A 20,834-nucleotide genomic window follows, 5' to 3' on the forward strand; every position below is an offset into this window, starting at 1 on the left:
TCACCTCCAGGGCAGAGTTCTCGGTGGTCAGGCGGTCGTGGACTCCAGGTGCTTGGCCCAAGCGAGCAGGGCCGAGTCGGTGAGCGGAAAGCGGTCGTCGGCACGCCGCAGGAACCAGCCGTCGCTATAGCGCTGCGGGAGCCATCGGGGATCGTGGGCCAGCGCAGGAGGCGACGCGCCGTCGCGGTCGGTGACCGGATGGCAGGACAAGAGGGCACGAGTTAGGCGTTGCTGGACTGGTCGGAACCACTCCCAGGCCGAGTCGCGCCGGGGGACAGACGGTCGGCTGGCATCCCACGTTCGGGTGGCGATGAGGGGGAGCCATTTCTCTCCGAGCAGGGGGAGCCCAGCGGCGGCGCACTCGGCCGATGCGAGGGTCAGGCTCAGGCGGTCCAAGACCAGATCAGCCGAGGCGTGCAGGCCGTCCTCGAGTAGACCGATGAGGTCCTCGGTCAGGCTTGCCACCGTCTCGGCGCGGTCGGCCACGGCCCAGGAGCGGTAGATCGCGGCCTCCCTGGAGTTGACGATGGGGATCCATTGGCCTGCTTGGAAGCGCTTGGCGGTCCGCAGACTGGTGAGCCTGGGGAGGTCCTTGCGGATCCGCCGGAAGAGCGCGAGATCGTCGGCGCGAACGTCGAAGCGGTGAAGGAGTCGGTGCAACTCCTCGATCCGCTGTGTGGTGGAGACCTGGAGATCGATCCGTACTCCGCTGGTGGTCCATGAGCCGGGTTCGGGCAGCAGTGGCTCGTCGCCCACCAGCCGAAGGTCGATATCGCTGGTGGCGTGGGCGAGCCCGCACGCCAGAGCGCCCTCCAAACTGACCGTCACGCCCGGATTGGCGGTCTGGAGAGCCATGGCGGTCCGCCTCGCGATGCCAAGGCGGCGGCCTACCGAGTCGCTGGTCATTGGCTCTCCCCGCGAGCTTCGCTGTCTGGATGAGGCATCGAGTCGACGGTGATCGAGCGGATGATCCGCGTGAGCCATGCGTCCAGCTCCTGGCGCACGTCGGTGCGCTGAGCGCCGATGTGTGGGGTGATCAGCAGGTTCCGCGGACCCGTCAACACGTTCACTTGACTTGTGTGCTCGGGGTCGATCGCGTCCAGAGCGAGACCAGTGATCCGCTCGGCGTCGAGCGTGCGCAGGAACGCGCCGACGTCGAGCGTCTCGATTCGGCCGGCGCAGAGCACCAGAGGCCGACGGTCGGCCACCGCGGTGAGGAAGTCCCGTCCGAACTGTCCTCGAGTCTCAGGCCGCAGCGGGATGGCTAGGACATGGAGGTCGGCGCGTTGGACAAGGACTCGGGCCGGTAGTTGCCGCAGCTCGTACTGGTTGGAGGGCCAGCAAGCGAAGGAAACCCGGCGGACGAAGGGGGCGAGTAGCTCGGCTGTCGCTCGCCCGACAGGACCCGCACCCCAGATTGCGACGTCGAGGTCTGACAGAGGCGTGCCCAGGCAGGCGTCTTTGAGGTGTTGGCCTTGGACGAGACCGTTGTGCCCCAAGGGGAGGCGGCGGGCAAGGCTGAGTGCGGCAGCCAGGCACCATTCGGCCACGGCGGCGGCACTGGCGTCGGGGTTGCGGTGCAGGATGATGCCGCGCCGGTCGAGTTGGCGGACGTCGATGTTGTCAGTTCCCGATCCGGCTCGGAGGACGTGTTGAAGCATCGGCAGCCGGCCGAGCTGCCGACGGCCCAGCGGTGTGCCAGAGCGCAGTGCCGCGATGGTGGCCCGAGCGGCTCCAGGTGGGGACTCGAAGTCCGCTACCTCGATCACCTCGACATCAGGGCAGGCGCGTTGGAGTCGGTCCAGGTCAGCGGTTCCTTTGGCGATGAGGACGGTGTGGGTCATCGGCCGAGCTCCCTGGAAGCGGGAGCCAGGAATCGGCCCAAGGCGAGATCCCCGTCACCAATAACGACCTCGACCGGAGACGGCTCGCCGAAGAAAGCGTCTGCCGCCCGCTTGACGCCGGGCAGGCCGTTCCACGCCTTGGGGTTGACGGCGGTGTCGGCGTAGTCGTCCAAGAGGAGCACCCCGGTGGGGGTGAGCCGGGGCACGCAGGCCCGCAGTCCGGTGAGGGTGGACTCGTAGAAGTCGCCGTCCAGGTAGGCCAAAGAGATCACGGCCGGAAGGTCGTCCGGGAGGGTCTGCTCGAACCAGCCCGCGTGGATCGTCGGTGGGGTCCGGCCCCAGCGGGAGTGAGTGTCCAGGACGTCCTGTGGAGTAGAGAACAGTTCGCCTTCAGCGAGGTGATCGGAGTCCTGGTCACTAGGAGCCGGCATCCCGGCGAACGAGTCGAAGACGTGGACCTCGCGTCGGCCCCCGTCGAGCTGATCCAGGACGCAGCGGATCCACAGAGCCATCGCGCCGCGGTAGCAGCCGAGTTCCACTATCGCCCCGTCAACGTCCCGGTCGACCAGGCGGCCGAGTTCGTCGGCGATGACGTTGAGCCGGTCAGCGCAGACCGTGCCCGCGTGTTCGGTAAGAAGCCACTCGCGGACCTCGTCGTCCACAGGGATCACCACCTGTCGATGAACGGATCGCTGAGTCGGCCTTGGAGAGCGGCCACCAGAGGCACGTTGATCCGGGGCAGCAGGAACACCTCGGTGAGCTTGCTGACGGACACCCACTCGAAGCCGACCTGGAGTGGGTCAGGCGGGCTGGAGAACTGGGGATTGACGCCGTCCTGCGGCTCGGCCAGGAAGGTGAACTGAGTCTTCTGGACTGTTCCGAATTCTGCGTTCCAGGACGCCGGGACGTACTCGGTCACCAGAAGGAGCCTGTCGACGGCCACGTTCAGCCCCGTCTCCTGCCGGACCTTGCGACGGACCGCGGCGCGCAGGCCCTCTCCCTCTCTCGCCTTGCCGCCGGGCAGGTTGTAGTGGAACCCGGCGTGATCGTCATACGACAGGAGAAGGATCTGGTCGTCGTGAAGAACCGCAGACTTCACCGACACGCTGATGCGAGGAAGGGGCATCACAGGGCTCCTTCAGACATGGGTCAGATACAGGACAACGCGCTCGGCTCACCGATCCGCAGCAGATCACCGACTGCCGCAAGCGGAGCCTCGGCGCTGGGACGAAAAGTGCCTTCGCGGGTGAACTGGCGAGCCGCGGCGCGCATGCCGGCCAGCGCGGCCCGGCTGAACTGGTTGGCATAGATGCACAGCCGGTACCCGGCCTCGCCCAACTCCGTGGCGGTGAGCTGGGGGAAGGCCGTGGGCACGGTCACCAGCGGGATCGCCTGCCTCCACCGGGCGGCCACCTCCAGCGGCTGGCAACCTGTCCGGTCCTTGGAGTGGATCAGTACGGCTTCCGCCCCCGCCTCAACAAAGCGCACCGATCGCTCCACGGCCAGCTTCAAGGGCGCGTTGGCGATCAGGGATTCGGTTCGGGAGACTACGACCAGGCCGTCTCCTACGATCTGGCGGATGCGTTCAATCTGCCGCACGACGAGTTCTTCGGCGGCCAGCTTCTGGGAGGAGTGCTCGGCGAAGCTGTTGCACTTTGGGTAGGCGCTGTCCTCGATGCAGATGGCGGCTGCCCCGGCCTGGTACAGATCGGCAGCGATCCGGGCGACGCCTTCGACAGTGCCCCCACCGTTGTCGACGTCCACGATCACCGGGTGCGTGGCCACGCGCCCGAGTGCGGTGACCACGTCGGCCAGATCGCGAACGCTGAGCACGTTGGCGTCAGGCAGGCCGAGGGAGGCGGACACTTCCAGGCCACTCACCCAGAGCGCGTCGAATCCCTCTTCCACGGCCAGACGAGCCGCCATCGCGTTGACGGCGCCAGCTGCGAGCAGGGGCCGTGTCGAGTCTGCTGAGGCGAGCGACTCGCGAAGTCGGACCACCGCGCGGGAAGTCGGCATCAGCTCTCCCTCTCAAGATCGGCGGACAAGCTGGGGATCAGTCCGAGTCGTTCAAGCGAGGTCCAGGCGGAATGGAGAACTTCCGCGGGGGTGAGGGTGGCGTCCAGACGCACCATGGTGCCGAGCAGAGGGAACGATCCCGAAGACCCGACGACCGCCTCATGCGCGTCGTGGAGTCTGGACTGCACGTCGTGGACATCCCAGTCCTCTCGGACGGCTTCCCCGGTCCGGCTCTTGGCTCTTCGCATGGAATCGGTGGGGGCAAGCTCCAACAGCAAGGTGGCGTCCGGCCCATCCACCAGCCCCTCCGCCAACGTTCGGTAGGTGTCCTGCGCCCGCGCTCCGTGCTTGACGGCGAAGAAGGCGAGATCGCTCAACAGCCACCGGTCCGCGATGACCGGCCGCACACCGCGCTGCGGGCGGACCAGGCGCTGCAGCGTCTGGTTCTTGTCCTCGACGATGGCCGCCAGGTGCGCGGCGCGGTTGTCTGCGGACGGCCGGTACTTGCCCTCGACGATCTGTTCAGCGTGTTCAGGCGACAGGAAGTTCGTGGTCAGCAGACACAGCGGGGCGACGTCGAACAGTCCCTGCCACAGCCGGAACAGACCCTTCCGAAGGGTGGTCTTTCCGGTGCCGTCCAAGCCCTCGATGGCGATGAAGGGGTGACGATTCGTCATCACTCGACCTGCCCTGCTCCGGTGCCGCCCGCGTACTTGGTGAACTGGCTGCGCCACACAGCGGTCGTGGTCACCAGGTCCACCAGACGCAGCTCGTCCAGGTCACTCAGCAGGGCGGGGACACCCCTCTCAGCCTCGAGAGACGCCGCGATGGTTTCGCAGTAGGAGCGCCGGGCCAATTCGTCATCCCGCGCTCGCAGAGCGACGGCCAGCACTCGGTTGGCCAGGCCGTAGGACACTGCTCTGACCGCGCATTCCAGGACCTGGACCTGGATCGGGTACGGATCCGGCTCCAAGGTCAAGGGCCGCACGCCGCGGTGCCTGATGAGGGCGAAGAACCCCACCCACCACGCGCTCGCTTCGACCGCCGCCACCGCCGCTTCAGCCCATGGGGCTGCAGTGCCGTCGGGGATCAGACGCATGCGAACCTGCGTCACCGCCCGCGCGAGACAGGGGGCACTGGCATTGCCGTCCACGCTGTGTTGCTGCGGGAGCGACCACCAGAACGTGAGGCCGGCTCTCTCCAACAGGACCCTTGCTTCCGGGGAGGGGAGAGCAGCGGGTGGCCGGGCAAGCCCTGTCACCGAGACGCCGCCGATGTCCGGCAGCTCTTCCACCTCTCGGACGACCCTGCGCCACTCCTCCTGGTGCAGGTGAAGCCGCTGGATCAGCAGCCCGTCCGCAAGGGTCTGCCAGGCCGATCTCAGCGACGGAGCCACACAATCCCTGCCAGAGTCTGTCGCTCTCATCCCGGTAGATCCCTCCTGCCGAGTGGCCACGCTGGCGGTATTCGCCGTCCGGCCCGTGGGGCTTCTCCTCTCATGGTCACCAAAAGCGCGGGCCGCGCTGATGGGCGTTTATGCGTGTCCTGAGATTGGTCGCCCCGACGGACCTTCGCCGGGAACGATGTCCATGTGGACAGCAGCCAACAGCGGCGGTGCACGTCCTGCGGGAGCACTCTGAGCCGCTACAGCGCTGGAACCAAATGTGCGCCCTGCCAGCGCGGACTGCACATCGCTCCTGAGTTCTGGGACGAAGCGCCGGTCCAGCAAGCAGTCGCCGCTTGGGATCTCGGAGCCCTCTGCCGCCTCATCCGAAGCCACACCGGGCTCTCGCAGGCGGCCTTCGCCCGGATCGTCAGCAGCGATCAGTCCGAGATCAGTCGCCTGGAACGCGGCCAAAGGATCATCAAGGACCGGCGCAGGGTGCTTCAGTGGGCACAAGTGCTCAACTTTCCCGAGCACCTGGCAGGCCAGCTCCCCAGCCATCCCGAGAAGACCCCGCCGGGCATCGAGGTCTCCTCCTCAACGTCGCGCGCCGGCGCCAGCGCCGGACCGCGGCAACTGCATCTTCCCGCAGGCCAGAGCCTCATAGACGGGACCCTTCCCACGCTCACGCTCAACGCCGACTCCTTCCACGGCAATGAGCTCCACATCAGGCGCGGTGCCGAGCTGGACGGCTGGTTGAGGACCCCCACGCGAGCGTTGCTCGTTGTCACCCGAACGGTCGACGGGGCAAGCCGGCAGTTCGTTGCCGATGCACGCTACGCAACCCAGTCGAACGCCGCGCAGGGTGAACGCGATCGCCTACTCCGCGTTCCCGCCGCATACGAGCTCGACGACCTCACGTTCGGAATCGTGTGGGCGGTCGCAGGATTCGACGCCGCCCTGCTCGGCGACGACGCCGGTCTCCACGCCGTCCTGCCGCTCACCGGTGGGGCCGATCTCGACCCGCTGTTCAGCGCCGTCCGAGACGAAGACCTGACGCCGGGTTCCCTGATGTTCGTCGGCTCGCAGACCAGCGCTCGCTACATCCTTGACCAATGCGGCCCGCTCGGGGATACACCCGTCTTCTGGACCCGAGAGCAGACCGGCGAGGAAGCGGCCACCTGGCTCCTGTTCACACACAAACTCGATTACCTCCGGCGAACAGCCCCGCCAGTCCCTGGGACGAAGACCAGGATCGGCCGGGCCTTCTGCATCCCAGCGGAAGCGGTCGCCCGATCTCCCGGCTACGAGCGCGTCTTGCTCTTTCTGGCGATCGCCTTGATGGAGTCCCTGGGGGTCACCACTTGGATCACCGAAGTCCCCGATCTCGCGGACACCGACGGCTTCGTCCTGATACCTCGTCGGGGCGCCATCATCGCCAGCTGGGTGCGAGCCGAAGCGGTGTCGAAGCTCAGGCACACCATGCGACCGGCCGAGCTGCATGCCTTTGCCGACGCCATCGGACACACCGCGGCGCATTCGGTCACGGCAGCCGCTCTCGCTCGTGACCGCCTCATCGCCACCGCTGAGTACCTCGAACTGGACTGGGGCTGGATCACTCGGCGTTGCCGCCAGCTCGCCTCCGTGGGAACGCGCGCCCTGGCTCGTCCCCGAAGCCACCTGATGGGTCTGGAAGGTCTGGACATGGCGTGCCGATTCGTCGCCTCTCAGCGTTCCCTGAACCGATAGCTTGCCCAGAGTTCCGTCTGCATACTCCGTGCGGGGCTGTGCGGAGAGAGGAGAGCGGTGTTGGGCGCAAGGACGATTGCGATCTTCTCCCTGGGCGGGACCATCGCGATGACCACCGATCCGGCTACCGGGGGAGTGGTGCCCGCCTTGTCGGCCCAGGAGCTCCTCGACGCTGTACCCGCCTTGCGGGACCTGGACGTGAACCTGAAGGTCCACGACTTCCGACGTCTCCCCGGCGCCTCGCTCAGTTTCGATGACCTGAGAGCACTCGCCGCTGCCATCACCGATGCCTTCCGAGACGGCTGCGACGGAGCCGTGGTCACCCAGGGCACCGACACCATTGAGGAGTCCGCTTACCTCCTCGACCTCCTGCACACGCGTGACCAGCCGATCGTCGTCACCGGGGCGATGCGCAACCCCACCCAACCCGGTGCGGACGGCCCGGCGAACATCCACGCGGCCGTCATCACCGCCGCCGCGCCCGAACTGAACGGCGCCGGTGCCGTGGTCGTCCTCGGAGACGAGATCCACGCTGCCCGGATCGTCCGCAAGTCCCACACCACCAGCCCGGCCGCGTTCACATCACCGACCTCCGGTCCCCTTGGACATGTCTACGAGGGACGGGTCCACCTCCACGGTCCGCTCCCCGTGCGCGCCTTGCTCTCCGGGCCGCTCACCCAGCCGACACCCCGCGTCGGCCTGTACACCGCGACCCTCGGCGATGACGGCGCACTGCTGGGCAGGATGGCCGAATCGTGCGACGGGCTCGTCATGGCCGCGTTCGGAGTAGGCCACGTCCCGCAGAGCTTCGTAGGGATCCTGGAGAGAACCGCGGCCCGCATCCCGGTCGTGCTCGCCAGCCGCATCGGCAACGGACCCGTTCTGCAGGCGACCTACAGCTTCCCCGGCTCCGAGAAAGACCTACTCGGCCGCGGACTGATCCGAGGCGGCCACCTCGACGCACTTAAGGGTCGGGCCCTCCTGTACGTCCTGCTCGCCCAAGGACGGAAGACGCCCGAGATCGCCGCAGCCTTCCGTGCCGCGAGCCAGTGAGCCCGAAGCCCTTCAGCCCCGTGAGGACGATCCATGCGCGCAAGCGAACTGAACCTCGGCCGCACGTTCGGCGTCACCTTCGAGCACGGCGAGGACTTCTTCGAGGCCCTCGCAGCGTTCTGCCAGGAGAACAACGTCAGCCAGGGCTACATCCCCATGTTCATCGGCGCGTTCTCGGAAGCCGAAATCGTCGGCACCTGCAACGGATTGAGCCACCCCGAGCAGCCCCTGTGGGACCGCACCCGTGTTGAGTCGGTCGAGGCCCTCGGCGGAGGAACACTCGCCCACAACCCGACCACCGGCCAGATCCTCCCGCACATCCACCTCGCCGCCGGCCTCAAAGGTGACAGCGCCGACGGACGCACCAGCCACCTCCTCAGCGCCCGCGTGCAGTTCCTCAGCGAACTTCTGATCGTGGAGGTCACAGAACCCACCATGACCAGACCCCCCAACCCCGAGCTCTACGACGTGCCGCTCCTTACCTTCGGCCCAACTCCCTGAGCCTCGACAACCAGGCGTGGCCAGGCATCGTCAACTCCAGAGCATCAGCGAGCCAGCCTCGCTGGTCGGCATCGAGCAGAGGCAGGGCCCGCTCGAAGTCAACTTCGTCCTTCGTGCGCACGTCCTTCGCCTTGTAGAAAAGCTGCACCTCGGGGCACAGATAGGGGACACCAGCCGAGGTCACCCGGCCAAGCCGCGCCATAGGACGTCGAACACGAGCGTCCCGGCGTGAGATCCATTCGCCGCCGTCGGCTTCGTCGAACATGAGCTGAACCGACCACGGTTCATCCGGTGACGGGCGGCACCAGACGTCATGGACACGATCAGGGAGATCCTCGCCCGCGGGCCACACACGAAGCGTTCCCGCACCGGGCGGATCCGCGCTGAAGAGATCCCAGGCTTCGAAGTAGCGACGGACCAGGGCCTGGTCCCGGCGAAGGACCAGCACATCGAGATCGCCGTGTGAGCGATATGGCTCACCGACGGCCAACTCGATCGCAAAGCCGCCAGCGATCCACCAAGGGAAGTCTGCCTCAGCGAGCAGAGCAGCTGCCTTCTCCGGCGAGAACGGAACCCATGGCCCCCGCGCCGAAACAGTCCCGTCCGTGCTGGTCACGGCCCATAGCATGGCACGCCCTCTGGAGGATCGCGCCAGTTTGACCATCCATACGGGAACGAGCGGACTGAAATGGTTGGCCTGCCCGGGCCGGCGAAATCTGCGGTTGGCGGGAGGCATGCCGTCGGTTTGGTCGCCCGCGTCATGGATTCGGCATGGGTGTAGCTCAATTCATTGGAGCAACCCGTACGAGCACACGAACCCGAGCTTTAGCCCGGGGGACCAGGGACTGAGCGCCAGTCTGGCCGCTGGTGTGCTCACCGGCGGAGCCAATCGAGGGCCGCCGGCGCGGAACTGAGGACGGAGATGTGTCCATCGTGTGCGGACAGCCACAGTTGTGCGGTACGGCAGTGGCGTGCGAGCCACTGCCCATGCGAGCTGGGGACGACCCGGTCCTGTCCGCCGTGCAGGACGAGTAGAGATGCGGCGATGTCGGCGGGGTCGAACCCCCATGGGGCGACGTAGGCGAGATCGTCGTCGATAAGCCCGTCGAGACCGTTGTCGACCGCTGGGCCGACGACCTCGTCGAACCATGACCATTCACCCGCGAGCGCGGCGTGATCGGCCTGAGTGAACATGTCCGGGTCGAACTGAGCGCTCGCCTCGTAGCGTTCCTTTGCCGCACGACCTGCGACAGCGGCGTGCAGGGACTCCGCACCGCCGGCCGCCATGCCGGTGAACCAGTCCAGCCGCTCGGCGTCGCGTGGGGCGAGCGCGGCGATGCTGATCACGCCGAGGACACGGTCACCCAGCAGCGCACCGCAGGCCAGAGCGTGGCAGCCGCCGCCGGAGTGCCCCACGACCGCGAACCGGTCGATGCCCAGTGAGTCGGCGATAGCCGAGACATGGGCGGCTGCTGATCCCACGTCCCGGCCTGGGGCCGGGCTGGAGCCACCGTAGCCGGGCCGGTCATAGGACACCCAGCGGATGGCCCGCCCGGCTCCAGCAGGGAACAGGGGCCGGGGAGGGGCTCCGATGTTCGGCGTGCCATGGTGCCAGAAGACTGTCAGGGGATTGGCGCCGGCGGCCGTCTCGGTGTCATAGACGTGCAGGGTTTGATCGCCGTCCAGCTTCAGATCAAACTCGGTGACCCCCATAGGCGTACCGTATCGACCACGACCGGCATGCCGACCCGCGGCCAGGCCTCCGGTGGTGTGGGCACCGGAGGCCTTCGAAGGGGCGACCACCGGTCGGGTTCGCCTTCTTTGAGCAGGTCGCGACCCAAGCGGCCAACTCAGGCTCGGCGACGAGTATGCGCTCACGACTTGACCGCCTGCTCACCGATGGCGAGCTACACCTGGACCTGATTGCTGGCCAGGTCGTCGCCTGAAGAAGCCCCCGTGCAGGCAACGGGGGCCTCGTCTGCAGGGCTCCTAGTTCTGTTCTGCCTTAATGCGGCTGACGAGTTTGCCGAGTTCGGTTCGCGTCACCTCGAGGTGGCCCTGTGTCAGGTTCTTGCTGTCTCGTACGCCGATGGCAGTACTCAGATCGGCCAGCTGTACGCACTGGCCGCCCTCCTGGGCGCTGTAGCTGCTGGTGCGCCACTTCGGTTCGTTCACGATGTCTCAAACCCCTCCGCAACTTCTCGGATCAGCTTCTCCGACGCCGTCGGGGAGAGCGTCACCTGGCTGAGCATGTCCCACAGCCGCCTGAGCTCGGCCACACGCGAGCTTAGTTCGATGACTTCACCGCCGCCTCCCGCGCTTTCGGTGTAGGCGACATCCTCGGCCCCTTCGGACGAGATCAGGGTAAAACCGCTCGCAGGGTACACAGGCGCGCCAGCAGGCACCACAAGAACACTTATGTGAGGCTCCGCTGCCCAGCCCAACAACTTCAACAACTGGGCCCGTGCGATTTCAGGACTCCCCACGACGCGTCGTACTGCGTCTTCGTCCAGAAGTACGACCAGCCAAGCGGGGTCCTCCCCTGAGATGGCGGCTTGGCGGTCGAGCCGCCCCTCGACCTTGCGCTCGAGCTCAGCCTTGCGCTGCCCGGCGCGCAGAACCGCTGTGGCGTACTCCGGGGTCTGCAAGAGGCCGGGGATGTGCCGCTGGTCGTAGATCCTCAACGCCGAGGCATCGGCTTCACGGCTGATGTAGCTCCGGAAGAACTCCGGGACGGCCGCCTGCGCCTGTTCGCGGCCGGCGTGCGGCTGGAGTTCTGTGAACTCCTCGGTTCCGTACCGACGGTTCAGCGCCTCCGCCAACTTCATGACCGGGGCCAACTCTCCGGTCTCGACCTTGCTGATCAGCTCCGGGACATATCCCAGCTCCGCTGCGAGCTGCGCTTGGGTCAAGCCCTCCGCATCGCGGTGCTTTCGCAGCTTTGAGCCCAAAAGGGAACGAATGTTCTTGTCCGGATCGAGCTTTTTCCTGTTCACCAAGTTGGGCCCCGAAGCCTTCAAGTTGGACAAGTTGCTCTGCCTTTCGAGGGTACCGGCGCCCCCCGAGACTGTGTGTCAAACGACGTAGACAGCTGTTCCGATGCAGGTGATCGCATGGCGTTCCGCTCCAACCCCGTAGAACCTCCCGACCATGGCGGCGTCCCGAAAAATCTTCACGGCTCGCCGAATCCTCGCCTGGTTGTCCTGCATGGCGCGGCCGTGGCTCATCGCCTGCCGGTTGAGATCTCGACCGCAGACAACGGCCGGAACTACTACCTCCGGCTCGACCGTGGGAGGCAGGCCCCTGCCCGCGTCTTCCACGGGCCTCGGATCGGCGATGCCGGACGGAACTGGTTCTACGGGGACGGCGGCGAATGGATCGCCGAATCCGATGACCTCACGTCAGCGCTGGTGTGGCTCAAGGGCAAGCACGCCGGGGGTAGTGCAATGCCCAGTGGCTTCGATGGCCAGACGTGATGGCGTGGCGACGCCGTCGAGGGACGCCGCGCCTGGCAGGCAGCGGACCATGCCCCGTCATGCCGATCAGAGGTCGAGTTGGCGAAGTGACCGGGCCTTCGGTGTCTTCGCCAATGTTCAGGCAAGTCGGTGCGTCTGTGCCGGACGCCATGCGGCAGGCGATGACCTGCCTGACCGTCACCCCCAAGACCGGGGTATCGGGCAGCACCCCAGCGGGCGACCTCCCGGAGGTTCCCCCGACCGAGCCCGGTTGCAGTAGTCCGTGCCGGGGTCAGTGGGACCAGCGTGGCGGCAAGGTCCTGCCCCGATGCCCCGCCATGCGCCTCCGGGCGGGACGACGTCCCTGACGCATCCCGCCCGGGGGACCACGCACCCCGAACACATGGACCGATGTTGCTTGGAGCAGCCAGGAGCCACCAGAGAGCAGCCGTTGAGCGGCCTATGGGAGGAGGCCAGCGCACCTGGCGTTGATGACGGAGATTTGCGCTGATCGCTATCACTGCCGCCCGATCGCAAGGGCCCAACCACGGCCACGGGCGGCAAGGAGTGGAGGAGAAGACGGTCATGGAAAAACTCAAGTGGAAGTACTGCAGCGCAGCCGACTGGCTGCACGGTTCCGGCGAGATGCGTTGGCGGCGTACCTTCTCCGGCAAGGCGTCGCAGGCTTCGGCCGCGCGGCACTTCGCCCGCGCGTTGTTCGCTGGAGAGATCTGCGCGGACGTGGTGGAGTTCGTCGTGTCGGAGCTGACCGCCAACACCCTGCGGCACACCTGCTCGGCCGACGAAGGTGGCTGGTTCGGCGTCGAGCTGGCCTATGGTGACCCGGTCTACGTCGGGGTCACCGACATCGGAGGCCGGGGCATCCCCACTGTCCAGCAGCCGGACGACGCCCTGGAGAGCGGACGCGGTCTGTATGCGGTGTCGCAGCTGGCGATCGCGCTGGGCATCCACGGCAGCCCTGTCCTCGGTCACACTGTCTGGGTCGACCTCGACCGCCACCAGTCCCTGGAGGCCCCCGCAGGGCTCGGCATCCCCTTGGCGTCCTAGGGAGGGACCAGCCTGGGGTTATCAGGCTGGTCCCCCGGGATCAGGGTCCCACGGTGTTCCAGGTGGCTGGAACACCGTGGGACGTCCCATCTCTGGACACATGAGGATCGCGTCCATGAGGCGACCTCATGGGGGAGGTGGCAGCTGGAACTCGCTTCGTCGGGGCATCTTGAAGGCGAGAACCAGGGCGAGAGGCCAGCCCAGGACGGTCGCGCAGCAGAGGATGTTGAACAGGAGGACGAAGGAGATCGCTTCGGCGCGTCTGATCACCGCGATCCAGGTCGGGAGGAGCGGGAGGACCACGATGCCGACGACGATGAGGAAGGCGAGGGAGAGGCCCGCGTTTCCAGTGGGGAACTGCATGGTTGGGTCTCCGTTCTGATCAGAGGTTGCGTCGGCGGTTGCGGTCCGGGGACGGGCCTGGCCTCCGATGGGATGGGGCATGCTCGGCCGGTCGGGCCGTGGACACAGCGAGGGCTTCGTCGATGGTGAAAGGGAAGCCTGCGTCCGCGAGTTCGCCCTCAGGGGTGGCGATACCGCTGCCGGCGCGGCGGGACGGTTGGAGCGGGACGGCCTTGGTGATGGCGTCCTCGGGGAGGTTGGTCGCGACCTCCAGCATGGTGCGCAGTTCGATCGAGTTCGGGTCATGTCCCTTCTCGCGGGCTTTGGTGCGGAGGTCGGTGGCGATCTGCTGGGCGCGTGCGTCCCGTTGAGCGGCGTTCAGGTCGGCGCGGGTGGGGCCGTGCTGATTGGCGGCCCAGGTGGTTCCTGTTCCTTGGGGGAGGGCTGGACGTGTGGGCGCGGGTTCGCCGGTGCGCGTGTTCGGGGCCTTGGTGAAGTAGGGAGCTGCTCGCAGCATTGCGTCCTGGCGGTCTTTGCCCTCGCTGCGTAGTTCGTCGTAGCGCTGCATGGCGTAGGGGTGGAGAGCGCGGAGGCGGGCTTCGCATTTGTCGGCGGCAGATCGAGCTGACTTCGAGTCGTTGATGTGGGGGAGTGCTGCGGCCCAGGTTTGTCCGGCTTCGTAGAGGTCGGCCTGGTTCAGCCACTCTCGATCGTGGGCGGGCGTCCATCGCGTTCGTGCTTCCTCGCGTGCGGCGCGAAGTGCTGCGCGTTCCCTCTCGGTAGCTGCTTCGTTCTGCGTGCGACGAGCCTCCTCTAACCGGCGGATGATGGCGTTGCATGCCTGTACGCCCATCACCGCGGCCATGGCGATCTGGCTGAGGCGCTGGCCGCCGAGGGTGAGGCCCGCGGTGAACGGATCGGGATGGTTCTCATTCACGGGTGGTCTCCTGTCGTTGTGGGCGGGTTAGCGGGTGTGCCGTCGGGACCTGGGATACGGGCCTGAGCTGGCGGAGCGGCGGTTGTGCCTGGGCGTGAGTGTGGCCGGGGCGTCGGGGCTGATGGCGTCGGCGACCAGGGCGGTGACGGTGCTCAGGGGAACGCCGGTCGCTGTGGCGACTCGGGGGACCTGGCGGACGATCTGCCCTTGGGGCATCTGGGCCATGACGGTGGCGGCAGCCCGGGCGGCCGTCACCTGCTGCTCGGCGTGGTCGAGCGTTCCCCCGAACCGCTCGATCTGCGCGTCGACGACCAGGTCAGCAAGTGGAATTGCGGACTGTAGTGATTCGAGTACCTTCATGGATCCTTGGTAACGCAGGATGTCGGCAGGATCCTGGTCTTTGGGCAGAACAACCGCGTCAACTGGTCCCTTGACCTGCTGGAGTGTCTTCCAGGCACGCAGCGTCGCGCGGTGTCCGGCCGTGTCTCCGTCCAGTGCGAGTACCAGGCCGACGGCGTCGAGGTCGGCGTGGTTGCGCAGGCTCGAGAGATGCTCGCTGGTGAAAGCGGTGCCGCAGGGGGCGACGGGGACGAGGCCGTTTGGAGCGGCCGCAGCCACGGCCATGACATCCAGGGGACCTTCGACGAGAACTGGGCGTGCTCCGGCGTTCAGCCGGCCCCGGCCCTCGTGGAGACCGAAGAGGATCCGGCCCTTGCTGAACAGGCTGCTGGTGGGCGTGTTGAGGTACTTGGGACCGTGGCTGGTGTCGGGCCGGCGGCCGATGAACCCCACGACTGTGCCGTCCGGCGTCCGGAGCGGGATGACGAGGCGGTCGGTGAACAGTGGCCTTCGGCGATTGCCGCTGTCGCGGGCGAGCCCGGCATCGTGGAGCGCGGAGTCGGTGAATCCGAGTGTCCTGAGGTGTTCCAGCATGCCCTCGGCGGGCGCGTATCCGATCGCCCACGCGTCCAGGCCAGCTGTGGGGATGCCGCGTTCGGAGAGGTAGCCCGGGACCCAACTGTCGGACAGGCAGGTGCGGAAGTACCCGTGTGCGCTGGCGAGGGCACCGACCATGTCTTCGTGTGAGGTTGCGGCTGCCGCCTTGGGTGTTGTAGCTCGTGTCGCAAGACGGACTGCGCGCGCCGCTGGTGAGGACTCCAAGCGACGGCGGATCTGCTGGCTCGTGCGGACGATCTTTGTGGCCGTGCTGCTGACCGCAGCCAAAGACGGTGAGCGGGGGTCGGTCCCGGCCCAGGAGTCGACGGGCGGAAACGGGAGCTCGCCGGTGTCGGCTCCAAGGTGGGCCAGAGTGAGGTGGGCTATCGAGTCGGCGCGGACGCGTCGGACACCTCGACAGGGCGTTTGGAGATCCGGGTCGGTTTGTTCGCCGCCTTGCAGGACGTGGCTGAGCTGATGGGCCAGGACGGACAGCGCCAGTTCGTCACTGAGTTCGGCTGGCAGGACGATTCGGCGGTTGGGACGTCCTAGATAGGGCCAGCTTCCTCGATCGACGTAGATACCTACGTCGGCGGTCACCCGCAGGAGCCGTTCGAGGGCGTCGGATGCCGGAACGGGTTGAACGGGAGGGGCGATGTCGAGTGCTGGGCCGTCGGTCTGGGCGATGTCGAAGACGGAGTATGGGATGTCTCGGCGGGAGATGAGGCGGATGCCGCGCTCTCCTTTGCGGACCTGGCGCCCGCGGCTCTGCCAGTCGTTGTAGGTGCGTACCTCGCTCGCTGCGGTGCGCTGGGCGCCGATCAGCAGAGTGTTGGTGAATCCGAATCGTCCGTGCCGGTCGGCCAGTTCGAGCCAGGCCGTCCAGGCGAGTCGTTCGTCCAGGAGCTGCTGGGTCTGGTGATCGGCGATGCCGCGCAGGACGGCGAGCTGGTTCCCTCGCTCGGCGTCGGCCTGGCCAATGCCAGCGGCGGTAGTGCCGGCATCCTGCCCGGGCGGGGTGAAGTCGGCTGAGTTCATCGCTGCTGGTGGTCCAGCATCCAGATGAGCAGGCGGGCGACGGACTGGACGTCACCGGTCGGGCCGAGTAGGCGTCCGTGGGCGGTGACGTAGGCGTAGGTTCCCTCACTGCCTCCGCACATGACCGTTTCGTTCCATCCGTTCTTGTGGACGCGTAGCCGCCAGATGCGGCTGCGGGGCCGGGTGAGGCGCGTTCGGACGCCGAGGGTCGTCAGCACGGTGCGCAGTTGATTGAGTGCGACTTCGCGTGCCCTCTGGTCGGGGTCGCGCTGGCTGCGGGCCCTGGGCGCGGGGACGTTCTGGCGGGTGGCGGACGACGAGGCGGTTGCGGTCATGGACGTCACTCCCAGCTCTTGATCGTTAATGCGATGCGATCTCATCAACTAAAGTTGTTGGCGCTCCGACAATGCACGTTCGGTAAATCGATGTCAACCATGAGCGACGATCTCCATGGGGCGTCGTCTTCGAGCTATGACCCTGGGATGGTGGCCGCAGTACCCGCGCTGGCGTGCTGGCGGAGCTCGGTGAGGCGCTCGTTGGAGATGGTGAAGCCCAGCGTCCGCAGCTGCTGCCCGAGCTCGGTGCGACTCAGCACCCGTCCCTCAACTTGGGCATCGCGCAGCGCACGCCGTGCCGCGAGCAGCAGCTCAGCGCTGAGCCACTCCGGGAGTGGCGGTTCGAGCTCTGGCGACGCCTGGACTGGAACACCCGCTACGAGCGGTTCGTGGTTGGCGCCGAGCAGGCGGAGGTTCAGGCGTTCGGGGAGTGGGGCGCGCCACCGCCACGCGAGCCGCCCGTATTGCTGCTGGAGCCGTCCGACCTCGATGAGACGACGGTGCTCCAGGTCGAGCGCCTCTCGGTAGGAGGTGATGTTCCACAGAGCCATCTGCCTCCACAACGGCGCCGTGGACAGCGGCGCCAGGAGCCACCTCCGGGAGGGGATGCGTTCCGGGCGTGTGCCAGTGGCGAGCCCGACCCGACGCCGGATCAGATGGCGGATGCCCTCGATGGCAGTGATGAACAGGATGGGCATCGCAGCGTGCATGAGGCTTCCGGCCAGGTCCCCGCGTGCAGCCGCCACATTGACCGCGACCGTGGCCGCGATATATCCCCAGGCGACCCAGCGAAGTACGGGCCAGGGCATGTCCAGGTACTCCATCAGCAGGTCCCAGGCGAGCAACACCAGGATCCCCACGTCCATGCCGACCGGCACGATCCAGGCACGCTCACCGAACCACGGTTCGGCCATCACGCGGACGGTGGTGAACGACCCGACCGCGCCGAGGGACGCCAAAGCGACGATCAGCGGCGCGAGCATCCCAGCGACGATCCGGACGGCCTGGGCCTGCCCAACATCCGGTAACTCGGCCGGAACGGGGCGTTCGGCGGGATGCGCGGTCGAGGTCGCAGTGGTCGGGGCGACAGACATGACTCTCCTCCTTCTCAAAGGCGTGGCGACGGTCGCTGCGGATCGGCGGGCTGGCGGAATGGAGACGAGGCAGGCGGCGAAATGCCGAACGCTCCGTCGACGAGTGAAGACGCCGGGCAGTCTGCGCTGGCCAGGGCAGCGGGGGAGGGTAAGGCAGCACTGCGCAGGGCCAGAGTTGTTGCGGGGTCAGGCTCGGGCGCGATCTCGCGCATGAGGTGGGCGAGTCGGGAGATGACCTCGCGCCCGTCAGCGTGGTTGGCGGGGTAGTGGTACCGGAGCCTGACGATCTCCTCTCGTCTGCCGTGCTTCCTCGGCCCGCCGATCGGGCTCGTTTTGGGATTCTTGAGGGTCCGGATGCGGGCCACGTCGTTGATGGCATGGCGGTGTCGGGCGGCGATGTTGTTGCAGGTGCCGAGGGTGGTGATGGCCGTGAGGCCGAGCCTGGCGACGTCGGAAAGGGTCGGGGCGAGCTGCGCGGGGTCGGTGGGCGCGGGCTGTGCGCGGTGGCCCGGTTTCCAGGTCGGGTCTGTGTAGCCGAGTCGTCCGAGACGGATGACCAGGTCGCTTGCGTCCGTAGCCGGACCGATCACGGGAGTGTGGAACTCGGCGGTCAGCTCGTTCCAGGTCCGGGCGATGGTCCGCCACCGGCTGGACATGCGGTTCATCGTCTTGAGCACGGGCCATAGCCGGTCGGCGCTCTGAGGATCTCCGAGCGCTTCCAGGCGGAGGCGAAGCATGGCGACCAGGTGAAGGTCGAGTTCGTGCGTGATCGTGGCGGCGCGGGCGAGGTACCGCCAGGTGGTCACCGATCCTTCGGCCTGGGAGGCGTCCAGTCGGCGGACGCTGGCGTCGATGCCGGTCAGGAGCTGATCGCGGTCCTCGTCGGCCTCGGGCGGGATGCGGTCAGGGATCTCGAGCAGGGAAACGGCTTGGAGACCGGTCTCGTGGCGATGGTCGTGGGGGAACATGCCGGTCAGCGCCGCCGCCCGCAGCAGGAACTGCCCTGCCGGGCGTGAGGCGGGACCGGATTTGATGGCGAGCTGGCCGGCGGTGGTGGCGTGGTCGCCGATCAGATGGAAGAGGTCGGCTGCGACGTCGGGAGCGGAGATGACGGCCGCGACGGATGTCGGGGCCCGGCCACTGTCCGGGGACGGCAGGTGGGTGTCCAGCAGATCGAGGCCGCAGCCGAGTGCCACAGCGGCCGCTCGCAGACTCTGCGCCAGGCTCGTGTCCTGGTCAGCGTCGGGCGTAGGTCTGTCCAGGTAGGCCGTCGCGTGGCGCAGGGACGCTCCGGCTTGGCGGGCGATGTCGCGGGCGCTCGCGCCGTCGTCGCTGGGGAGGCCGAAGCCGCGGCTGATGCGGTCGGTGTAGCGGGTCAGCACCCGGGCCAGCCGCCCCAGCTCGGTGACCGAGCTGGGGCGGCCGGCCTGGACGGCGATGTCCGGACGGCGTAGGGCCTCGTGGACCTCAGAACGGTGACCGTCGGCGACCGCTGCCAACTGCCCGAACGTGGCCATGCCCGACTGTTCGCTACTCGAACTGCTCACGCAGCCGCCCCGCGTATCGGGCCGCGTCCAGGCAGGCCACCACGTCACTGGCGTCCGGGCTGGTCTCGGCCAGGCCGATCAGGGCCGCGCATACGCGGTCTGCGGTGGCGGCGATCTGGTCCAAGGCGGCAGTGATGTCTTCCGCGGTCATACCGGCCACCGCGTCGGTCATGGTTTGTGCGCGGCAGGCGGCTGTGGACGGCAGGGACGGGGCGACGCGTAGGGCGCTGAGTGCGTCACTGGCCTCGCCTTCGGCGAATCCGAGGCGGATATAGCCGTCCGGTGTCCGGTCGATCGCCCGGGTGATGAGCGCCTTGGTGCGGGAGAGGTCGGCGTAGACCTCTTCCAGGACGGACGCCGGTTCGGGTTTGGTGGCGGTGAAGTTCATGTTGATCCCTTCGGTCGGGTGGTGTTGTCGTGCGATGCGAGGCGCGCGGGATGTTCTTGGAGCGGGACGGCGGCGCGCAGCTGTCGCACCCGTTCGTTGATCTGCGGTTTGAGATTGGTGAGGAGCTCGTGTGAGGTGCTGCCGCTCCACGCGGTCAACGCCTTCAGCACGCGGTCGTAGGTCTGAGTCCACGCGGGTGCCGCGGATCCGAGATGCAGGTGCGCCCACGCGTCGATCAGCTCGGCTTCGGCCTGGTCCACGGTGACGGCAGCCCGGAACATGCCCTTGACCGGCGGGAACGACCCAACGGGCTCCAGGGCGACGGCGTGCTCATGATGGACGTACGGAAGCCCTGGGACTCTGACCAGGTACGACGGGTCTTCTGCGTGGGCGTCGTCGATGCCGCTGATGATGCCGCGCCGGTGGGGACTGTGGCGTAGCTGGACGGCGTCTCCGATCGCGTACCGGCGGGCGGCTGCGATCTCGTCAGCGTAGGTTTCGTGTCCTGCGACAGCGGCTTCCATGAAGCTTACGCCGTTCGCGGGCGCAAAGTGCTCCAGGTCACAGAGCAGTGCTGACATCAGCGTCTGCACATAGGTGCGCTCGCCGGGCACCGCGGACGGCCCGTCGCCGAACACGCGGCGTTCGTAGGTGCGCAGCGCCTCGGTGGCGGCGGCGATGCGCTTGACGGCCGGGTCGTCGCTGGATCCGGCAGTGACGGAAGCGGGGACGGTGCTCATGCGACCTTCTTCAACGCGGCGTGGGCGCGGCCGGCGTGGTGGACGGCGGACAGGCAGGCGATCCGGTCGGCGGGGTCGGTGGCCTTGTTGGCGGCTTTGAGGAGGGTCTCGCTCACCAGGAGCACCAGCGAGGAGACCTGGGCCGCGAGCTCGGTCAGAGGAGAGTCCCCGGGATCGCTCCAGGCCGGCGCGTCCGAGAGGGCCCACCAGGCGTCGATGGCGGCGGCGAGCGCGTCGTTGCAGTCCGTCCGGAGGTGTTCGGGGGCGGTTTCGGCGAGACGAGCAGTGGCGCGCTCGATGGTCTCCAGGCCATAGAAAGCGGCGGTGAGCAGCGCGGACAGGGTGTCGGCGCCTTGGATTTGGCTAGTGACGAAGCGAATGTGGTCGTCCATGGTTCTCCGTTC

The 20,834-nt window shown here is 67.5% G+C and carries 25 protein-coding genes; 5 read left to right on the forward strand and 20 right to left on the reverse strand.

Features of this window, described 5'->3' with window-relative positions; translation table 11 throughout:
* Positions 1–27 precede the first annotated feature (27 nt).
* Genes AB0L06_RS31050 through AB0L06_RS31080 form a run of 7 tightly spaced genes read right to left on the reverse strand, consistent with a single transcriptional unit; the run spans position 28 to position 5,259 of the window.
* Complete coding sequence (locus tag AB0L06_RS31050; RefSeq protein WP_500234679.1) at positions 28–855, reverse strand: hypothetical protein; 828 nt, start codon at positions 853–855, stop codon at positions 28–30.
* Between the two features lie 47 nt (positions 856–902).
* On the reverse strand, positions 903–1,844 hold the full coding sequence (locus AB0L06_RS31055) for an NAD(P)-dependent oxidoreductase (protein ID WP_500234680.1): 942 nt from the start codon (positions 1,842–1,844) through the stop codon (positions 903–905).
* On the reverse strand, positions 1,841–2,518 hold the full coding sequence (locus AB0L06_RS31060; protein WP_500234681.1) for a TylF/MycF/NovP-related O-methyltransferase: 678 nt from the start codon (positions 2,516–2,518) through the stop codon (positions 1,841–1,843). The genes AB0L06_RS31055 and AB0L06_RS31060 overlap by 4 nt, the downstream gene beginning before the upstream one ends.
* On the reverse strand, positions 2,512–2,970 hold the full coding sequence (locus tag AB0L06_RS31065; protein ID WP_500234682.1) for an NUDIX domain-containing protein: 459 nt from the start codon (positions 2,968–2,970) through the stop codon (positions 2,512–2,514). Before AB0L06_RS31065 ends, AB0L06_RS31060 begins: the two co-directional genes overlap by 7 nt.
* Positions 2,971–2,993: 23 nt before the next feature.
* The gene (locus tag AB0L06_RS31070; RefSeq protein WP_500234683.1) at positions 2,994–3,863 is read right to left on the reverse strand and encodes an isocitrate lyase/phosphoenolpyruvate mutase family protein; all 870 of its coding nucleotides are present in this window, start codon (positions 3,861–3,863) and stop codon (positions 2,994–2,996) included.
* A complete protein-coding gene (locus AB0L06_RS31075) occupies positions 3,863–4,540 on the reverse strand; it encodes a dTMP kinase (protein ID WP_500234684.1) in 678 nt (225 codons plus the stop codon). Before AB0L06_RS31075 ends, AB0L06_RS31070 begins: the two co-directional genes overlap by 1 nt.
* Positions 4,540–5,259: a hypothetical protein gene (locus tag AB0L06_RS31080; protein WP_500234685.1), complete on the reverse strand. Its 720-nt coding sequence runs from the start codon at positions 5,257–5,259 to the stop codon at positions 4,540–4,542. Before AB0L06_RS31080 ends, AB0L06_RS31075 begins: the two co-directional genes overlap by 1 nt.
* 195 nt (positions 5,260–5,454) lie before the next feature.
* Here AB0L06_RS31080 and AB0L06_RS31085 point away from each other — a divergent pair, with 195 nt between their 5' ends.
* From AB0L06_RS31085 to AB0L06_RS31095, 3 genes are read left to right on the forward strand one after another with little or no spacing between them, the layout of a single operon-like run.
* Positions 5,455–6,996 carry a helix-turn-helix domain-containing protein gene (locus AB0L06_RS31085; RefSeq protein WP_500234686.1) on the forward strand — a complete coding sequence of 514 codons (1,542 nt, stop codon included), beginning with the start codon at positions 5,455–5,457 and terminating at the stop codon, positions 6,994–6,996.
* A 60-nt stretch (positions 6,997–7,056) separates the two neighbouring features.
* Positions 7,057–8,049 (forward strand): asparaginase, encoded by a 993-nt coding sequence (locus tag AB0L06_RS31090; protein WP_500234687.1) that lies wholly within the window; start codon positions 7,057–7,059, stop codon positions 8,047–8,049.
* Between the two features lie 33 nt (positions 8,050–8,082).
* Positions 8,083–8,550: a PPC domain-containing DNA-binding protein gene (locus tag AB0L06_RS31095; protein ID WP_500234688.1), complete on the forward strand. Its 468-nt coding sequence runs from the start codon at positions 8,083–8,085 to the stop codon at positions 8,548–8,550.
* Here the strand turns inward: AB0L06_RS31095 and AB0L06_RS31100 are convergent.
* The 4 genes from AB0L06_RS31100 to AB0L06_RS31115 form a co-directional block, all read right to left on the reverse strand.
* Complete coding sequence (locus tag AB0L06_RS31100) at positions 8,528–9,166, reverse strand: nucleotidyltransferase domain-containing protein (protein WP_500234689.1); 639 nt, start codon at positions 9,164–9,166, stop codon at positions 8,528–8,530. The two genes, AB0L06_RS31095 and AB0L06_RS31100, sit on opposite strands and share 23 nt — an antisense overlap.
* A gap of 257 nt (positions 9,167–9,423) precedes the next feature.
* Positions 9,424–10,263, reverse strand: a complete 840-nt coding sequence (locus tag AB0L06_RS31105; RefSeq protein ID WP_500234690.1) for an alpha/beta fold hydrolase — start codon at positions 10,261–10,263, stop codon at positions 9,424–9,426.
* Positions 10,264–10,539: 276 nt separating this feature from the next.
* A complete protein-coding gene (locus AB0L06_RS31110) occupies positions 10,540–10,725 on the reverse strand; it encodes a DUF397 domain-containing protein (RefSeq protein ID WP_500234691.1) in 186 nt (61 codons plus the stop codon).
* Complete coding sequence (locus AB0L06_RS31115; RefSeq protein ID WP_500234692.1) at positions 10,722–11,579, reverse strand: helix-turn-helix domain-containing protein; 858 nt, start codon at positions 11,577–11,579, stop codon at positions 10,722–10,724. Before AB0L06_RS31115 ends, AB0L06_RS31110 begins: the two co-directional genes overlap by 4 nt.
* 84 nt (positions 11,580–11,663) lie before the next feature.
* On the opposite strand from AB0L06_RS31115, the gene AB0L06_RS31120 reads away from it, so the two are divergent.
* On the forward strand, positions 11,664–12,026 hold the full coding sequence (locus AB0L06_RS31120; RefSeq protein ID WP_500234693.1) for a hypothetical protein: 363 nt from the start codon (positions 11,664–11,666) through the stop codon (positions 12,024–12,026).
* Between the two features lie 564 nt (positions 12,027–12,590).
* Positions 12,591–13,073, forward strand: a complete 483-nt coding sequence (locus AB0L06_RS31125) for an ATP-binding protein (RefSeq protein WP_500234694.1) — start codon at positions 12,591–12,593, stop codon at positions 13,071–13,073.
* 126 nt (positions 13,074–13,199) lie between these two features.
* On the opposite strand, the gene AB0L06_RS31130 is transcribed toward AB0L06_RS31125, so the two are convergent.
* The 9 genes from AB0L06_RS31130 to AB0L06_RS31170 form a co-directional block, all read right to left on the reverse strand.
* On the reverse strand, positions 13,200–13,436 hold the full coding sequence (locus AB0L06_RS31130) for a hypothetical protein (RefSeq protein ID WP_500234695.1): 237 nt from the start codon (positions 13,434–13,436) through the stop codon (positions 13,200–13,202).
* Between the two features lie 19 nt (positions 13,437–13,455).
* A complete protein-coding gene (locus tag AB0L06_RS31135; protein ID WP_500234696.1) occupies positions 13,456–14,352 on the reverse strand; it encodes a hypothetical protein in 897 nt (298 codons plus the stop codon).
* Between the two features lie 27 nt (positions 14,353–14,379).
* A complete protein-coding gene (locus AB0L06_RS31140) occupies positions 14,380–16,326 on the reverse strand; it encodes a toprim domain-containing protein (RefSeq protein ID WP_500234697.1) in 1,947 nt (648 codons plus the stop codon).
* Positions 16,323–16,661 (reverse strand): hypothetical protein, encoded by a 339-nt coding sequence (locus AB0L06_RS31145; RefSeq protein WP_500234698.1) that lies wholly within the window; start codon positions 16,659–16,661, stop codon positions 16,323–16,325. Before AB0L06_RS31145 ends, AB0L06_RS31140 begins: the two co-directional genes overlap by 4 nt.
* Before the next feature lie 134 nt (positions 16,662–16,795).
* A complete protein-coding gene (locus AB0L06_RS31150; RefSeq protein ID WP_500234699.1) occupies positions 16,796–17,755 on the reverse strand; it encodes a DUF2637 domain-containing protein in 960 nt (319 codons plus the stop codon).
* Positions 17,756–17,769: 14 nt separating this feature from the next.
* Positions 17,770–19,302, reverse strand: a complete 1,533-nt coding sequence (locus AB0L06_RS31155) for a hypothetical protein (RefSeq protein WP_500234700.1) — start codon at positions 19,300–19,302, stop codon at positions 17,770–17,772.
* Positions 19,286–19,690 (reverse strand): hypothetical protein, encoded by a 405-nt coding sequence (locus tag AB0L06_RS31160; RefSeq protein ID WP_500234701.1) that lies wholly within the window; start codon positions 19,688–19,690, stop codon positions 19,286–19,288. Before AB0L06_RS31160 ends, AB0L06_RS31155 begins: the two co-directional genes overlap by 17 nt.
* Positions 19,687–20,430, reverse strand: coding sequence for a hypothetical protein (locus AB0L06_RS31165; protein ID WP_500234702.1), 744 nt, complete (start codon positions 20,428–20,430; stop codon positions 19,687–19,689). Before AB0L06_RS31165 ends, AB0L06_RS31160 begins: the two co-directional genes overlap by 4 nt.
* Positions 20,427–20,822: a hypothetical protein gene (locus tag AB0L06_RS31170; protein ID WP_500234703.1), complete on the reverse strand. Its 396-nt coding sequence runs from the start codon at positions 20,820–20,822 to the stop codon at positions 20,427–20,429. Before AB0L06_RS31170 ends, AB0L06_RS31165 begins: the two co-directional genes overlap by 4 nt.
* Between the last annotated feature and the right edge of the window lie 12 nt (positions 20,823–20,834).

This window comes from Spirillospora sp. NPDC052269 (genome assembly GCF_040679435.1).
GTDB lineage: Bacteria > Actinomycetota > Actinomycetes > Streptosporangiales > Streptosporangiaceae > Spirillospora.

What these genes read in the sequence shown, in the direction of transcription:
- AB0L06_RS31050 (WP_500234679.1), bottom strand. Translation starts at nt 855, where the DNA reads ATGGCTCTCCAGACCGCCAATCCGGGCGTGACGGTCAGTTTGGAGGGC.
- AB0L06_RS31055 (WP_500234680.1), bottom strand. Translation starts at nt 1,844, where the DNA reads ATGACCCACACCGTCCTCATCGCCAAAGGAACCGCTGACCTGGACCGA.
- AB0L06_RS31065 (WP_500234682.1), bottom strand. Translation starts at nt 2,970, where the DNA reads ATGCCCCTTCCTCGCATCAGCGTGTCGGTGAAGTCTGCGGTTCTTCAC.
- AB0L06_RS31070 (WP_500234683.1), bottom strand. Translation starts at nt 3,863, where the DNA reads ATGCCGACTTCCCGCGCGGTGGTCCGACTTCGCGAGTCGCTCGCCTCA.
- AB0L06_RS31075 (WP_500234684.1), bottom strand. Translation starts at nt 4,540, where the DNA reads ATGACGAATCGTCACCCCTTCATCGCCATCGAGGGCTTGGACGGCACC.
- AB0L06_RS31095 (WP_500234688.1), top strand. Translation starts at nt 8,083, where the DNA reads ATGCGCGCAAGCGAACTGAACCTCGGCCGCACGTTCGGCGTCACCTTC.
- AB0L06_RS31105 (WP_500234690.1), bottom strand. Translation starts at nt 10,263, where the DNA reads ATGGGGGTCACCGAGTTTGATCTGAAGCTGGACGGCGATCAAACCCTG.
- AB0L06_RS31120 (WP_500234693.1), top strand. Translation starts at nt 11,664, where the DNA reads ATGGCGTTCCGCTCCAACCCCGTAGAACCTCCCGACCATGGCGGCGTC.
- AB0L06_RS31125 (WP_500234694.1), top strand. Translation starts at nt 12,591, where the DNA reads ATGGAAAAACTCAAGTGGAAGTACTGCAGCGCAGCCGACTGGCTGCAC.
- AB0L06_RS31130 (WP_500234695.1), bottom strand. Translation starts at nt 13,436, where the DNA reads ATGCAGTTCCCCACTGGAAACGCGGGCCTCTCCCTCGCCTTCCTCATC.
- AB0L06_RS31140 (WP_500234697.1), bottom strand. Translation starts at nt 16,326, where the DNA reads ATGAACTCAGCCGACTTCACCCCGCCCGGGCAGGATGCCGGCACTACC.
- AB0L06_RS31145 (WP_500234698.1), bottom strand. Translation starts at nt 16,661, where the DNA reads ATGACCGCAACCGCCTCGTCGTCCGCCACCCGCCAGAACGTCCCCGCG.
- AB0L06_RS31150 (WP_500234699.1), bottom strand. Translation starts at nt 17,755, where the DNA reads ATGTCTGTCGCCCCGACCACTGCGACCTCGACCGCGCATCCCGCCGAA.
- AB0L06_RS31160 (WP_500234701.1), bottom strand. Translation starts at nt 19,690, where the DNA reads ATGAACTTCACCGCCACCAAACCCGAACCGGCGTCCGTCCTGGAAGAG.
- AB0L06_RS31165 (WP_500234702.1), bottom strand. Translation starts at nt 20,430, where the DNA reads ATGAGCACCGTCCCCGCTTCCGTCACTGCCGGATCCAGCGACGACCCG.
- AB0L06_RS31170 (WP_500234703.1), bottom strand. Translation starts at nt 20,822, where the DNA reads ATGGACGACCACATTCGCTTCGTCACTAGCCAAATCCAAGGCGCCGAC.